Consider the following 14,516-nt stretch of genomic DNA (forward strand, 5'->3'; position numbering starts at 1 on the left):
AATGGTTTACAAACAGCTGTGGATAAGTGTACTCGGGGCGTGCGTGGGCAGGGCAGAGGTCATCGTGAACGGCAGAACCGCCGCCCTGTCATGGCTGCAAAACCGGGGAAAGATTGCTTTGCTGTGCTCGCAACGACCCAATAAAAAATTACCTTCGGGAACAACCTTACTGTCCTTGCGAAAAGCGCTGCCATGCGGCAATCTAAAACTATAACCCTGATCGCCCGGAGGCGAATCGGTTCTTTGTATAGAAGAGTATGCTTCACAAAAGGCTATTGATGAGAGACTCGGCTTAATACTCCACGCGGTTGCGACCGTTATTTTTAGCCTGGTATAAAAGGCTGTCCGCCCGGCCGATGAGCTTGTCCAGCTTATCACCGTTATATTGGGCTGCACCAATACTGATGGTAACCTTTAAACCTTTTTGGCTAAATGACGCTTCCTGGACCTCCTTGCGAATCCTCTCCGCCACCTGCAGACCATCTTTAATATCAGTCATCGGCAAAATCACTAAAAACTCTTCTCCGCCATAGCGACCCACCATGTCGGTTTCTCGCAGATTGGATGCAATTATACGGGCCACGGATTTAAGCACGTGATCCCCAACCTGATGTCCCCACCTGTCATTAACGAGCTTAAAATGGTCAAGATCCAGCATCATCACCGTTAAGGGATGTTTATAACGCTTGGCCCGGCGCAGTTCCTGCTGCAAACATTGAAAAATATAGCGATGGTTGTATATCCCAGTAAGGTCGTCGGTTATGGTCTGCATCTTTAATTTCTGATTCAGTTCCTGCAGGCGCTGGTTTTTTTCCTCCAGTTCCTTTTCCATAAGACGGCGTTCAGTGATATCGGTAACCATAGTCAAAAGGTAGTCTTTGGTATCTATACGCAGTATATCTGCGGACATTAAGCCAATTATGATTTTTCCGTTTTTTGAACGGAAATTCACTTCGATGTCACGAATACTGCCTTTAGCCAGTAAAAGATTGAGGATAACATCCCTTTGTTTAGCATCCGCATATATACCCAGTTCTTCAGTGGTTCGGCCAATAACCTCTTCCCGTTCAAATTCCATGGTACGCAGGCAGCTTTCATTAATGTCTATGTATTTGCCTTCATCCAAAGTTGTTATCGTCATCATAGAGGCATTAATATTAAAAGCCCGGGAAAATTTTTGCTCCGATAACTGTAATTCCGATATATCCCGGCATATAACGAAAAAAACCTCTTCTCCATTCCAAAATCCTTTTTTATTCGCGCCTCGGTGGGAATGAGTTTTTTTCTATCTTTGCTGCGCATCATCATAGTAATGGTATTGCTGCCGCTTATCAGAGCTGATTTAAAGAATTTACAGCCATCTTCATTAAAATCCTCGGGATGAATAATTCTGATGTTCTGCCCGCGCAGTTCACCCGAACGATAGCCCAGAACTTGCAGGGCGGTGGCATTGACCTCAATAATATTACCTTCCAAATCAATTACAAATAAACTGGAATCAACCGTATTGAAGAAGGAACGCAGGTTGCTTCCTGCCCCAATAATGATTGCTCCAGCCGTTTACGGCGGTTTATATCGGTAAGGGTACCCATCATATGTGAAGGTTTTCCTTCAGCATCATATTTTATCACCATGCCGCGGTCGAGAATCCACTTATACGTGCCGTCCTTGCAGCATAAACGATGTTCATTATAGTACATTTTAGTTTCTCCGCTGAGGCAGCGATTAATATCGTCCAGGGCCTGCTGACGATCATCCGGATGCACCCGGTATTCCCACTCTGCCAAGCTATTGCTGATTTCATCTTCCGCGAAACCCAGGATATTCTTCCACTGCCGGGAATAAAACACTTTATTATCTTTGACATTCCAGTCCCACACCCCGTCTCCGCTGCCTTCCAGGGCATATTTCCAGCGGGCTTCGCTTTCGCGCAGTTCTTCCTCTACCTTTTTAAATTCGCTTATATCACTTAAAATAGCCACGATAAAACCAGGTTCGGGGCTGTAGGCCGCAATACGAAACCATTTTTGCAGACCATAGAAATATACTTCACAATTCTCTTTTTGTCCCCGCAAAGCAACATTGCCGCAACGGGAAAGCAGATCAGCATAAATTTCTCTAAAATTGGGAACCAAACGGCTTATCAACTGCCCTTTGACATCTGACCTTTTCCATCCGGTGAGCTTTTCGAAGGCGGGGTTAACGTCAATAAACTCATAATCTACAGGGTGGCCGTCTTCATTGGTGATTAAACGCTGATAGGCATAACCGGTATCGGTATTATCGAGAATAGTTCGGTAAAAAGAAGATGAGTGCGGCAAATTATCCCCTCCAAACAGTTTGCATGCGGGAATGGTTTGATTACATAATAAGGCAGGTAATTTTGCTATTTTTTTACCTATATTCATTATATAACGGCATAAAGTCTCGAACAATGACAAATTATTTCTCAGAAAATGAACAATTCAGGAGGGCGGGAGCATGACTGGAGGATGGCCTATGTCATAGTATATTTTTGTAAACGGTGGTTAGCAAATTATTGATGAAAGGATGATGGCCCTTTAAAGGCTTAATATAGCTTTTTATTGCTCCTTAAACCATTAGACCTTATCACCTTAAACTCAAAATGGTAAAAATAATTAATTATTAAAATAAATTCCTGTATCCGCCGTTCCAACTTATTCATTTAATAAGTCCTGCGTAAAGTGGAATAATAGGAATGTCTCCCGAAAATGATCATTTAGAGGAGGTGCCCAAGATGGCGAAAAAAGCCAAGAAAGATGACAAAATATTAGATGATGCGGCTAGAAGATTGGAAGATCAGCATGATAAACAAATGGGGACTGGTTCGCGTAAGGATAAGAAAGTTAAATCCTAGGCGGGCAGTGAAAACCATTATTCCCAATCGTTCAGCCAGCGCGAAGCCGCAGATAAAACTGCGGCTTCGTCGCAGCCGGGCAGCTTATCTTAAAGATATATTGTGAATCAAGAGGTGAAAAAATGGGGGCTAGGTTTTTCATAGTCAGTAATAATGGCTTTATTCTGCCGGTGGAATATAAAAATTATGAATCAGCCTGCGCCAACTGCGAGTCCAATGAAATGATATATATGGCGGATAGTATGGAATTGCTGGAACAGTGTTTGCAGCCGCCGGAAGATAGTGCTGAACAGTCGTTTTAATCAGGGCGTCTCCTGCATATATAGTATAGATTAACAAATGCAGGAGTGAGTAAATTGAAAAAAGGCAGAGTCTACGTTATATCACTGCGCCGCGCTGGCATTATAGCCAGTGCTTTAATGGTGATATATTTATTTTTTCTGGCCTGGGAAGAACCCGAAACCAGTGTATTATCATATGGAGTGGCCAGCAAGATCATTGTGGTAGACCCCGGACATGGGGGTGTGGATTCCGGCGCGTCGCGGGGGAATGCAGTGGAGGAAGAGATCACCCTGGCTATAGCCAAGCGTTTGACTGAATATCTGAGCCAGGCCGGGGCCATGGTTATACTGCTGCGAGAAAATGAAAGTGATCTGGCAGGAGATGAGTTTAGCGGCCGCATTAGAGACCGCAAACGCAAGGATATGAATACCCGGGTTCAGAAAGCCAATGAGGCGAATGCTGATTTATTCATAAGCATACATACTAATGCGGAAGCAGGAACCAGCTGGTCGGGCGCCCAGACATTCTATCTGGCCGGAGACGAAAAAAGCAAGCGGCTGGCAGCTTCCATCCAGGAGGAATTAAAGAGGGTATTGGGGAATACTAGAAGAAAATCGGCTGCCGGTAATTATTTTGTTTTGAAAAAAACCAAAATGCCGGCGGTAATAGTTGAGGTAGGTTTTATCTCTAATCCGGCTGAAGCTGTTAAGCTTAGACAACCGGGGTACCAATCCAAAATCGCATATGCCATTTTTATGGGCGCCGCTGCCTCTATACAGGAGGAAAAAACCAATACTAATGATAATAAACCTGGTAAGCCGTGAAAATAAGAGAGGTGTAAATAATGATAACTTATGGTGTATTATCGCCCCACCCGCCTTTGTTGATCCCGGATATCGGAGGATCGAGAATAAGAGAAGTGGAGACAAGCCGCCGGGGTATGCGGGAAATGTCACGCCAATTGGTGGAAAGCTGCCCTGAAACGATCATTTTCCTGACTCCTCACGGCAACGTATTCAGTGATGCCCTGTCAGCATTGGGGGAAAATCTTTTGCAAGGTGATTTTTCTAATTTCGGCAGCCGGGTAGGGACAAGCGTAACCAATGATTTGGAATTGCTGGCGGAAATCGAAAAACGCAGCAATGACGCGGGAACCAATTTTGTCACCATTAATAAAGAAATGGCTCGTAAGAATAACCTGCAATGGAATTTGGATCATGGCATATTAGTTCCGCTTTTTTACCTGCAGGAAGCCGGGTTATCTCAGGTGCAGGTGATTGCTGTAAGCATAGGCTTTCTTCCCATTTTAGAATTATATGCCTTCGGCCGCATTTTACGTGAAGCATCGGAAATTATGGGACGACGGGTAGCTATAGTGGCTTCAGGGGATATGTCACACCGCCTCAAAGACGAGAGACCGTATGATTATCACCCGGATGGAGCACGTTTTGATGCTGCGGTTAAAGACAATATAACCAGGGGAGATGTAACCTCCATTATAGAATTGCCGGAAAAACTGCGGGATAATGCCGGAGAGTGCGGCTATCGCTCCCTGGTTATCCTGCTGGGCGCTTTAGACGGCTGTGAGTTTAAGTCCCAGGTATTCAGTTATGAAGGACCATTCGGGGTGGGTTATTTAACCGCTGGTTTTTTGCCTGTGGGAGATAGGGATAGTCTCTTGCAGGAATTTAAGCGTCGTCAGCTTCAGGATATTTCCCGCCGCCGCCAGGAAGAAAGTCTGCCGGTGCGGTGGGCGCGTATGACGTTAGAAAACTACATAAAAACAGGACAAGTTCCTGCTGTACCTTATGAGGTGGAAAATTTACGCAAAAGTCAGGCGGGAGTATTTGTTTCTCTTAAGAAAAACGGACAGTTGAGAGGATGTATAGGCACAATTATGCCTGCTTATGGGGATTTGGCGGAAGAAATATCTCATAATGCGGTAGCGGCTGGAACCCAGGACCCCAGGTTTTCTCCGGTACAGATTGCTGAATTGCCCGAATTAGTATATTCAGTCGATATACTGGGCGAACCCGAACCGACCAGCCGGGAAGAACTGGACCCGCATCGCTATGGGGTAATTGTCAGTGCCGGCCGCAGGCGGGGATTATTACTGCCGGATTTGGAGGGTGTGGATACGGTCGAGGAGCAGATCTATATTGCCCTGCATAAGGCCGGAATAGATCCCAGCGAAAAATATAAGCTTGAACGTTTCGAGGTTAAAAGATACAAGTAGATAAAACGTCACAGATGAATACGGATTGTACAGTACACATATAATGTTTGCTGCGACCTTCGCAGTTTGAATCTGTGATCAAATGCGAAATCCGTTATAATTACCATGAAAAACATAATGTAGGGCTATCTTTTAGAATTAGAAACTGAAGAAATTGATATTCTGTAGTAGTTTTTCTTTTAATTAATCTGTGTTTGTTATTGGAGTATTAAAAATGGTGCAGCATGAAGCGTTGTATTATGAAAAAATCGATAAAGATGATGTGGAGTGCTGGTTATGCCCTCATCACTGCCGGATTCACGAGGGGCGGACAGGTTTGTGCGGCGTACGTCAAAACCGGGGGGGAAGACTATACGCTTTAAATTATGCAGAAGTGGTATCCATAGCCCTGGACCCCATCGAGAAAAAACCCCTTTACCATTTTTATCCGGGAACCAGTATCCTCTCCGCTGGCACTTTTGGCTGCAACCTCTTTTGCCCCTTTTGCCAGAACTACTCCCTGGCCCGGGGAACAGGCTCAGAATATCCTCGTCCCCAAACTTTGCCGATAAGCGGCGACAGACTGACACAAGAAGCGGTTAAGGCTCGCCCAGATGGCTCCATTGGATGTGCTTTTACCTATAATGAACCAACCATTTGGTACGAATATATAAAAGAAACCGCTGATAAATTGAAAAATCATGGACAAAAAGTGGTTCTGGTCAGCAATGGCTATATAGAAAACCAACCATTAAGAGAACTCCTGCCTTATATTGATGCTATGAATATCGATGTCAAAGCATTCAGCGAAGCCTTCTATCACAATCACTGCCGGGGAAAACTGGCTGCGGTTATGCAATCCGTGGAAACGGCTATGCAAAAAGTGCATGTGGAAATTACCACCCTGCTTATTCCCGGGGAAAACGACAGCAGGCAAGAAATATCCCAACTGGCCAAATGGCTGGCTTCTCTGGATAAAAATATGGTTTTGCATCTATCCCATTATCACCCGGCCTACAGATTTGACATAGAACCGACACCTCTCAGGAATATGCAGGCTGCCAGGGACGAAGCCTTAAAGCACTTGAATTTTGTTTACCTGGGCAATATAGGCCGGGAAAATGATACCCTGTGCCTTAACTGCGGCAAAGTTCTGATAGAACGCCAGGGATATTATACACGGATATGCGGCATTAAGGCGGGACAATGTGAGTATTGCCATAGTCCGGTAGACTATATCGTGAGTTAATCTGTGCTGATTAAATAACCTTCGCTTACTTGCCCAAGTTTAGTCATTAATAAAAGACAGGGAAGAGCCTGAGCTCTTCCCCCTCTATATGAAAGCCACCGGAAGAATAATTCCGGTATGCTGTCAAATTTATAATACCCACAATCCAGGATATGAATTCATCCGGCAATATGTTACCACCGGGTGGAAATAATTGATTTTTTTCGGGAAATAATAAAAAATAATATTCAGGAGGTGTTGTAATGTCCTACAAATATTTAATACTGGAGAAAGAAGACGGAATAGGAATTTTATTTATCAATCGCCCTCAAGCATTGAATGCCCTGAACACTGAGGTTCTGAAGGAATTAGGACAGGCAGCCGCGGATATTGCCGGTGATGATGAAATTAAGGTTTTAATTATTACCGGAGCAGGTGATAAAGCCTTTGTAGCCGGGGCCGATATCAAAGAAATGTCCGGTTTCACTGGAGTCGAAGGGCGAGAATTCGGGATTACCGGGAACTGGGCGTTCCGCCAGTTCGAAAAGATGGAAAAGCCAGTCATTGCAGCCATTAATGGATTTGCTCTCGGCGGCGGGTGTGAATTGGCTATGACGGCCGATATTCGTCTGGCATCGGAAAAAGCTAAATTCGGGCAGCCCGAGGTGGGCCTGGGGATTACTCCCGGTTTTGGCGGAACCCAGAGACTGCCGCGCCTGGTGGGCGAAGGCCGGGCTATGGAGCTGATTCTAAGTTCTAACCAGATAAATGCCGAAGAGGCTTACCGCATAGGCCTGGTAAACCATGTATACCCGGCGGAAAGCCTGATGGATGAAGCCAAAAAGCTGGCCCGCAAGATTATGAGCAATGCGCCCTTGGCAGTAAAATATGCCAAAGCGGCTATAAACAAGGGATTGCAAACAGATATTGAAACAGGGGTAGCCATTGAGGCGGACCTTTTTGGTCTGTGTTTTTCCACAGAAGATCAGAAATCAGGCATGAATGCGTTCTTGAACAAAGAGAAGGCTGTTTTTAAAGGGAAATAGAAAAACAGGAAAAAGGACTGATCTTCTTATAGAGGATTCAGTCCTTTTTTAATGTTTGAATATATTTTCTGATTAATTTAACTTGAAGGTATCGGTAATTTCTTTTAGTTTGCGGGCTATTTCATCCAGATTGCGGCTTATTTCGATAATCTTATGAACGGCTGCCAGCTGGTTCTGGCTAATGGCGGTTGATTCTTCGGCTGAAGCCGCGGATTCTTCTGTAACCGCCGAAATATTTTCGATGGCTCTGATAATTTCATCATTAGAGGCCATGACTTCCTCGAAGGTTGCCGACATATCCTGAATGGAATTGTCAATCTCATTGGCTCCTCTTTCAATATCATCAAATGCCTGCATACTTTCGTTTAAAAATTCGCCCTGCTCCCGCATAAGCCGGTCGGCAACTGAGACTTTATCGACAGCTCTGGCTACCTGAGCTTGAACCTGACTGATGATAGAAGATATGTTCTGGGTGGCGCGCCTGATTCTTCGGCCAGTTTGCGAACCTCCTCGGCTACCACGGCAAACCCGCGTCCGGCTTCGCCGCGCGCGCTGCTTCGATAGCCGCGTTGAGGGCCAGGAGGTTAGTCTGTTCAGCGATGTTGTTGATCAGGGTAATTATTTCCCCGATCTGCTCTGTATACTGGTTAAGTTCAGTCATGACCTGGAAAACCTGTTCCGCTGATACAATGGTTTCCCCCATTTTATCCTTTTGTTTGATCATGGTGTCAGTAACCCGCCGCACAATATTCTTAAAGTTTATTGATTGTTGAGCAATTTTTTCTGATTCAGTTCCGACATTCTGCATACCTATGCCTACTTGTCTGGTTAATTCCGTAGTTCTTTGCGCGTCTTCAGCCTGAGAAGCCGCCGCTCGGGCTACTTCGTCTGCGGTGGCGCTGACCTGTTCAGAGGCGGTGCCGGTTTGCTCGGCATTGATTAATAACTCTTGGGAAACTTCGGTAAGTTTATCTGAACCGGCAGAAATTTGATTCATGGTTTCACGCAGGCTCTGGCTCATTTCCCCGAATGAATTCAACAACAGGCCAAATTCTGAGGTTAAATTGCTGCTGATATTCTGACTCAGGTCACGATTGGCCATCTTGCGTATAAAACCTACCATTTCCGTTAGAGGATTAAAAAATTTGGCGCTGATAAACCAGAGAATGATTATGGAAAATACCAGCACGAGTGCGGTCAGAAGAGTAATTTTTACCAGCAGGCCGTTTACGGGACCATTTACTTCACTAACGGGAACCGCTACGCCCAAAGACCAGCCTGCCAGCTTTACCGGGGCGTAAGCCAGGTATTTTTCCACTCCGTTTAATGTATAAGTATCAAGCCCGCTTTCCATGGCGATCATCTTACGGGAAACTGCTGCCAGGCTGTCACTAATTTGCAAGGCGTTTTTCTTGAGCACAAAACTGCTGTCAGGATGCACCAGGAAGGTGCCGTCATTGCTGATTAAATAGGCATAGCCGCTTTGGCCCACCTTGATATCCTCCAGCATGCTGGTCATTTTAGCGCTCTTTATCGATGCGGCCAGTACGCCGGCAACCTTATCGTCCTGGTAGATAGGAACTGCTATGGGGATAACGATATTGCCGCTGACTTTGGAAACCAGGGGGATGTCCACGGCCTTTTTTCCTTGTATTGCGGTTTGAAAATAATTACGATCTTTAACATTTACTACCGCCCCGTTGTTTAAATAGGCTGTGCCGTCAGGACGAATGATAAACATATTCTCATAATCACTGGAAATAATATCCTGAAGTAATTCAACCGCGTCTTTTTGATTCATCGCGGTTATGTAATCTGATTTGCTTATGGTTGTCAGTTCATCCAAGCGCGCGCTGAGGAAGAAATTCACCTGCTCGCTGCCGGTTTTGGCCAGACTCATACATTCCTTTTGTATTTCAGATGTTAAAAGGCCGCGGCTGATATAAACGGAGGTGCCGTTTTGCGCCACAGCGCCAACAATAACTATTGACACGACCCATACTACTAATTTGAATCGCAGGCTTTCATAGAATTTCAAAACAATACCCCCTCAACACTTACTTATAAAAAACAATTCGATGAATTACCATATATTCCTTCAAGAATAAACAAAATTTTTGCAAGATTTTAGCCAAACTATAACCCGATAATTTTTCCCAATAAATATTCATTTGCCATAATACAGAAAATGTTATGCTTCAACAAATAAAAGGGACCCCAAACATTTATGGTTGCAAAAATATACACATGTATGTATAATTATGAATGTTCCAGTACATTTGATAAGGAGATGACTAAGGTGTATAAAGTCGGTATTGTTGGTGACGGGTATACTGCAGCCGAATTGTTGAGGCTTATGGCAGGGCATAATGAATTGGAGGCGGTCTGCATATTGTCCGCCGATAATGGGGGCAGAAGAATAGACCGTATCTATCCTCATCTCACCGGCTTTTGTGACCTGGTCTGTGAACCCAGTGAGATTGAACGGTTAAAAGGACGTTGTGACGCTGTTTTCCTGGCTTTGCCCCATGGGCTTTCAGTTCCGTTGGCTATTAAACTCCTGGAAGCGGGTATAAAATGCGTGGATCTGGGAGCCGATTTCCGCTTAAAGGATGCGGCGATATATAAAAAATATTATGAAAAGGAACACGAGGCTCCGGAGATGCTGGCTGAGGCTGTATACGGGCTGCCTGAACTCTACCGCGATAAAATAAAAACTGCCAGCCTGACAGCCAATCCCGGCTGCTATCCGACAGGAGCTATTTTACCGCTGGCGCCGCTTCTGGCTGCGGGGGTTGTGGAAACGCACGGAATTATCGTCGATTCCAAGAGCGGCGTCTCTGGCGCGGGGCGTACGCTAGAGAGAGCAGCCATTTCTGCGAGGTAAATGAAGGCATACGTGCTTATGGGGTTGGGACCCACCGCCATGGACCTGAGATCAGCCAGGAAATATCTTTTGCGGCCAAAACTGCGGTGGAGATGATTTTCACACCGCACCTGGCGCCTATGAATCGGGCCATTTTAACAACTATCTATGCTAGCCTGCGCCCCGGAATATCTGGCGGTCAGGTGAGAGAGACCCTGGAGGCTAGGTATAACCAGGAACCCTTTATACAGGTCTTGCCGGAAGGCGTTATGCCTCACAGCAAGTGGGTTTATGGCAGCAACCAGGTTCACATAGGAGTGTATGTTAATGAAGAAAGCAGGCGGGTTATACTAATTTCAGTTTTAGATAACCTTACCAAGGGAGCATCCGGGCAGGCTATACAGAATTTGAACCTGATGCTGGGGATAGAAGAAACCAAAGGACTGCTTTTCCCGGGGTTACATCCTTAATATTAAATAATTTACGGAGCAGGCGCGAGTAAGAAGTGGATTTTATGTCAACTGCGAGGCCTGAGTAATAAATGGGAGGTTGAATTTTAATGGAGAAGATGATTTTGATTGAAAATGGCGGTATAACCAGTGCCAAAGGCTTTATGGCCCAGGGTGTTTGTGCGGAAATAAAAAAGAAGGATAAAAAAGATATAGCTGTGGTTTATTCTGACCGGAGGGGCAGCGCCGCAGCCGTTTACACCACAAACAAGGTCAGGGCGGCTTGTATTGACGTCACCCAGGAGCATCTGGCAGACGGAATGGCTCGGGCTATTGTAGTAAATAGCGGTAATGCCAATGCCTGCAACGGGGCGCAGGGTTACAAAGACGCTCAGGCCATGACCCAGATATTGGCCGATGTAATGGGAATGGGAGTGAGTCCGGAAGATGTTATCGTAGCTTCTACAGGAGTGATCGGGGTACCTTTGCCCATGGAAAAGGTTGAAGGCGGAATCTATGAAGCGGTAATAACCATGAGCCGTGCCGGAGGGCATAATGCGGCTTTGGCCATTATGACCACCGACCTTAAATGCAAGGAGATAGCTGTAGAAATAGAAATACAGGGGAAACCGGTGCGTATTGGCGGCATGGCCAAGGGCTCAGGCATGATACATCCCAATATGGCCACGATGCTGGTTTTTATCACAACAGATGCTGCTATAGACAGCAAATGTTTACAAAAACTGGTAAAACAGTCGGCGGACCTGTCGTTTAATATGATCAGCGTTGATGGTGATACATCTACAAATGATATGCTGGCGGTTTTGTCAAACGGCCTGGCCGGTAACCCGATAATCGCAGATGAAGAATCAGATGATGCTAAGAAATTTGCCGAGGCACTGAATTATATAAATATCGAACTGGCAAAAATGATTGCCCGTGATGGGGAAGGGGCCAATCACCTCATTGAAGTGCGGGTCTTAAATGCGGCAGATAAAGAAACTGCCCGGGTGATTGCCCGTTCGGTCACGTCTTCGAATTTAACCAAAGCTGCAGTTTTTGGCCATGATCCCAACTGGGGACGTATTCTCTGCGCTGCCGGTTATTCAGGAGCTGAATTTGATCCTTCCCGCGTAGATGTCTATCTGGGGAAAACGCAAGTCGCTCAGAACGGAATGGGTCTGGCCTTTGATGAAAGGCAGGCAGTAGAGGAACTGCAGCAGGAAAACGTGGTAATTACCCTGGACCTGAAAGCCGGGGAGCATAGTGCCACCGCCTGGGGATGCGATCTGTCTTATGAATATATAAGCATAAATGCCGATTACCGGAGTTAGCACAGATAAACCTGATCTCATCGAGTTAATCTGGTGTATAATCCAGGCAATCCGCGCCCAATTTATGAGGAGGAACGAAAATGCTGAATCCGGCTATGCAAAAAGCTGAAATTCTGGTGGAGGCCTTACCTTATATTAAAGACTTTTACGGCAAGAGAGTAGTAATAAAATACGGCGGCGCAGCTATGACTGATTGTGATCTTAAAAACAAGGTCATGCAGGATATAGTCTTGATGAAATTTGTGGGCATGCACCCTATTGTTGTTCACGGAGGCGGGCCGGAAATCAACCAGATGCTGGCTCGTCTGAACATAAAAAGTGAATTTATAAACGGTTTACGGGTTACGGATCAGCCTACTATGGAAGTGGTGGAAATGGTCCTGGGAGGCAAGCTGAATAAGGAGATAGTTGCTGGTATAAATGCCAGCGGCGGCAGAGCCATCGGTTTATCCGGCAAAGACGACAGGCTTATCGAAGCTTCTTTCCTGGACCCCAGCGGGAAGATGGGCTTTGTGGGCGCTGTCAAGAAAATAAACCCCGCCATCATTGATGTCTTGATAGAAAACGGCTATATACCTGTTATCGCTCCCATTGGTATTGGGGACACAGGTGAAACCTATAATATAAATGCTGATCTGGTGGCTTCCGCAATTGCCGTAGCTATCAAAGCTGATAAATTGGTGCTGTTGACTGATGTCCCCGGACTGCTGCGCGACCCCGAAGACCCTGATTCATTAATTTCCGTCCTGCACCTGGACCAAATCGAAGGTTTGAACCAGGAAGGAATTATTGCCGGGGGTATGCTGCCCAAAGTCCAATGCTGCGCGGAATCAGTTCGAGGCGGAGTGGGGCGCACTCATATCATTGATGGCAGGCTGCCTCATTCCATACTTTTAGAGATATTTACCCGCCAGGGGATAGGCACCATGGTGGTAGACCACTGAGCTGCGGTTATTTTGCAGGCAGGTTAAGAAAGGATGATAAACAATGACCAATAACGATATAATGGCCAAGGGACAAGAATATGTGATGAATACGTACGGGCGCTTCGCCATAGCGCCGGTTAAAGGCAAAGGCTCCTATCTCTGGGATGCCAATGGCAAACAGTATCTTGATTTCGTGGGCGGCATTGCGGTATGCGCACTGGGGCACAGCCCGCAGCCCCTCATCAAAGCCCTGCAGGAACAGGCGCAGCAGCTCTGGCATGTTTCCAACCTGTATTGGATTCAGCCCCAGGCGGAATTAGCGGAGAAATTGGTCAAAGCTTCAGGATTGGATAAAGCCTTTTTTTGCAATAGCGGAGCCGAAGCCAACGAAGCCGCTATCAAGCTGGTGCGCAAGTATTTCTACCGCCGCCAGGAAGCTCATAAAAATGAAATTATAGTCTTCAACAATTCATTTCATGGCCGGACGCTGGCAACACTGACCGCCACCGGGCAAAAAAATACCAGGAAGGCTTTGCTCCCCTGCCGGAAGGATTTAAATATGCGGAATTCAATAACCTGACTTCTGTAGAGAAAGTCATCAGTGACGCCACCGCCGCTATACTGGTGGAACCCGTGCAGGGTGAAGGGGGAGTCAAACCGGCTGATCCCATGTTCCTGAGGGGTCTGCGGCAAATCTGCCAGCGGGAAGGATTGCTGCTGGTCTTTGATGAAGTTCAATGCGGCATGGGGCGCACCGGAACCCTCTTTGCTTATCAAGGTTATGATGTCAAACCTGATATAGTAACCATGGCTAAAGCCTGGGGGGAGGATTTCCCATAGGAGCCATGCTGGCCAGCGCAGAGGCTGCCAGCGGTTTTGCGCCCGGCGATCACGCCTCGACCTTCGGCGGCAATTATCTGGCTGCCGCCGTGGCCAATAAGGTAATAGATATCATGACGGCGGAAGACTTTTTCCCCCAGGTAAAACAAAACGGCGCCTTCCTGATGAAGGGGCTGCAAGCTATCAAGGACCCGCGCATAGTTAAGGTCAGGGGCAGCGGACTCATACTGGGGATGGAGTTCGACCAGGAAATTAAAACGCTGGTCGACATCTGTTTGGAAAAAGGCCTGCTGCTGGTGGGAGCAGGTCCGCAGGTACTGCGTTTTGTGCCGCCCTTAACCGTGAACCAGACTGAGATTAACCAGGCCTTGAACATTCTTAAAGAATCCCTGAAGGATTGGCGTTAAGGAACGTAAAACGCGAAACGCCTAAAGTTCAATCTTTAATATTCG

13 protein-coding genes and 4 pseudogenes are annotated in these 14,516 nt (G+C 46.2%); 11 read left to right on the forward strand and 6 right to left on the reverse strand.

Annotation, left to right across the window (positions count from 1 at the left end):
• The first annotated feature begins 1 nt into the window (after nt 1).
• Nucleotides 2-214: a hypothetical protein gene (locus JCM14374_RS08925; protein ID WP_054696249.1), complete on the forward strand. Its 213-nt coding sequence runs from the start codon at nt 2-4 to the stop codon at nt 212-214.
• 78 nt (nt 215-292) lie between these two features.
• Here JCM14374_RS08925 and JCM14374_RS08930 read toward each other — a convergent pair whose 3' ends face one another.
• From JCM14374_RS08930 to JCM14374_RS08940, 3 genes are read right to left on the reverse strand one after another with little or no spacing between them, the layout of a single operon-like run.
• Nucleotides 293-1,144, reverse strand: a complete 852-nt coding sequence (locus JCM14374_RS08930; protein ID WP_054696252.1) for a sensor domain-containing diguanylate cyclase — start codon at nt 1,142-1,144, stop codon at nt 293-295.
• Complete coding sequence (locus JCM14374_RS08935; RefSeq protein ID WP_054696255.1) at nt 1,141-1,476, reverse strand: PAS domain-containing protein; 336 nt, start codon at nt 1,474-1,476, stop codon at nt 1,141-1,143. The genes JCM14374_RS08930 and JCM14374_RS08935 overlap by 4 nt, the downstream gene beginning before the upstream one ends.
• A gap of 5 nt (nt 1,477-1,481) precedes the next feature.
• Nucleotides 1,482-2,321 (reverse strand): PAS domain-containing protein, encoded by an 840-nt coding sequence (locus JCM14374_RS08940; protein ID WP_054696258.1) that lies wholly within the window; start codon nt 2,319-2,321, stop codon nt 1,482-1,484.
• A gap of 679 nt (nt 2,322-3,000) precedes the next feature.
• Between JCM14374_RS08940 and JCM14374_RS08945 the strand changes: the two genes are divergently transcribed.
• The 5 genes from JCM14374_RS08945 to JCM14374_RS08965 all read left to right on the forward strand — a co-directional run bounded on the left by JCM14374_RS08945 (nt 3,001) and on the right by JCM14374_RS08965 (nt 7,649).
• Entirely contained in the window at nt 3,001-3,180 is a 180-nt protein-coding gene (locus JCM14374_RS08945) for a hypothetical protein (RefSeq protein ID WP_054696261.1), read from the forward strand.
• 54 nt (nt 3,181-3,234) lie between these two features.
• Nucleotides 3,235-3,984 (forward strand): N-acetylmuramoyl-L-alanine amidase, encoded by a 750-nt coding sequence (locus JCM14374_RS08950; protein ID WP_242848933.1) that lies wholly within the window; start codon nt 3,235-3,237, stop codon nt 3,982-3,984.
• Between the two features lie 20 nt (nt 3,985-4,004).
• Complete coding sequence (gene amrA, locus JCM14374_RS08955) at nt 4,005-5,396, forward strand: AmmeMemoRadiSam system protein A (protein ID WP_054696263.1); 1,392 nt, start codon at nt 4,005-4,007, stop codon at nt 5,394-5,396.
• Between the two features lie 214 nt (nt 5,397-5,610).
• Nucleotides 5,611-6,624, forward strand: a complete 1,014-nt coding sequence (gene amrS / locus JCM14374_RS08960) for an AmmeMemoRadiSam system radical SAM enzyme (RefSeq protein ID WP_054696266.1) — start codon at nt 5,611-5,613, stop codon at nt 6,622-6,624.
• Between the two features lie 242 nt (nt 6,625-6,866).
• Entirely contained in the window at nt 6,867-7,649 is a 783-nt protein-coding gene (locus tag JCM14374_RS08965; RefSeq protein WP_054696269.1) for a short-chain-enoyl-CoA hydratase, read from the forward strand.
• A gap of 72 nt (nt 7,650-7,721) precedes the next feature.
• Here JCM14374_RS08965 and JCM14374_RS14080 read toward each other — a convergent pair whose 3' ends face one another.
• The 3 genes and pseudogenes from JCM14374_RS14080 to JCM14374_RS15970 all read right to left on the reverse strand — a co-directional run.
• Entirely contained in the window at nt 7,722-8,039 is a 318-nt protein-coding gene (locus tag JCM14374_RS14080) for a hypothetical protein (protein WP_054696271.1), read from the reverse strand.
• A 98-nt stretch (nt 8,040-8,137) separates the two neighbouring features.
• A pseudogene (locus JCM14374_RS15965) lies at nt 8,138-8,772 on the reverse strand (methyl-accepting chemotaxis protein); the annotation flags it as partial.
• 111 nt (nt 8,773-8,883) lie between these two features.
• Nucleotides 8,884-9,642, reverse strand: a pseudogene (locus JCM14374_RS15970) (PDC sensor domain-containing protein); the annotation flags it as partial.
• 363 nt (nt 9,643-10,005) lie between these two features.
• Between JCM14374_RS15970 and argC the strand changes: the two are divergent.
• The 5 genes and pseudogenes from argC to JCM14374_RS08995 all read left to right on the forward strand — a co-directional run.
• A pseudogene (argC, locus tag JCM14374_RS14735) lies at nt 10,006-10,311 on the forward strand (N-acetyl-gamma-glutamyl-phosphate reductase); the annotation flags it as partial.
• Nucleotides 10,312-10,391: 80 nt separating this feature from the next.
• Nucleotides 10,392-10,985 carry an Asd/ArgC dimerization domain-containing protein gene (locus JCM14374_RS14740; RefSeq protein ID WP_242848939.1) on the forward strand — a complete coding sequence of 198 codons (594 nt, stop codon included), beginning with the start codon at nt 10,392-10,394 and terminating at the stop codon, nt 10,983-10,985.
• An 89-nt stretch (nt 10,986-11,074) separates the two neighbouring features.
• Entirely contained in the window at nt 11,075-12,298 is a 1,224-nt protein-coding gene (gene argJ, locus JCM14374_RS08985; RefSeq protein WP_054696277.1) for a bifunctional glutamate N-acetyltransferase/amino-acid acetyltransferase ArgJ, read from the forward strand.
• A gap of 80 nt (nt 12,299-12,378) precedes the next feature.
• The gene (gene argB / locus JCM14374_RS08990; protein WP_054696280.1) at nt 12,379-13,242 is read left to right on the forward strand and encodes an acetylglutamate kinase; all 864 of its coding nucleotides are present in this window, start codon (nt 12,379-12,381) and stop codon (nt 13,240-13,242) included.
• A 43-nt stretch (nt 13,243-13,285) separates the two neighbouring features.
• Nucleotides 13,286-14,471 (forward strand): annotated as a pseudogene (locus tag JCM14374_RS08995) (aspartate aminotransferase family protein).
• Nucleotides 14,472-14,516 lie beyond the last annotated feature (45 nt).

This window comes from Syntrophomonas palmitatica JCM 14374 (assembly GCF_001311885.1).
GTDB lineage: Bacteria > Bacillota > Syntrophomonadia > Syntrophomonadales > Syntrophomonadaceae > Syntrophomonas_A > Syntrophomonas_A palmitatica.

Bases quoted from the DNA above. Each gene is read 5' to 3' on its own strand.
- JCM14374_RS08925 (WP_054696249.1), top strand. From the start codon at position 2: ATGGTTTACAAACAGCTGTGGATAAGTGTACTCGGGGCGTGCGTGGGC.
- JCM14374_RS08930 (WP_054696252.1), bottom strand. From the start codon at position 1,144: ATGATGACGATAACAACTTTGGATGAAGGCAAATACATAGACATTAAT.
- JCM14374_RS08945 (WP_054696261.1), top strand. From the start codon at position 3,001: ATGGGGGCTAGGTTTTTCATAGTCAGTAATAATGGCTTTATTCTGCCG.
- amrA (WP_054696263.1), top strand. From the start codon at position 4,005: ATGATAACTTATGGTGTATTATCGCCCCACCCGCCTTTGTTGATCCCG.
- amrS (WP_054696266.1), top strand. From the start codon at position 5,611: ATGGTGCAGCATGAAGCGTTGTATTATGAAAAAATCGATAAAGATGAT.
- JCM14374_RS08965 (WP_054696269.1), top strand. From the start codon at position 6,867: ATGTCCTACAAATATTTAATACTGGAGAAAGAAGACGGAATAGGAATT.
- JCM14374_RS14080 (WP_054696271.1), bottom strand. From the start codon at position 8,039: ATGCGGGAGCAGGGCGAATTTTTAAACGAAAGTATGCAGGCATTTGAT.
- argJ (WP_054696277.1), top strand. From the start codon at position 11,075: ATGGAGAAGATGATTTTGATTGAAAATGGCGGTATAACCAGTGCCAAA.
- argB (WP_054696280.1), top strand. From the start codon at position 12,379: ATGCTGAATCCGGCTATGCAAAAAGCTGAAATTCTGGTGGAGGCCTTA.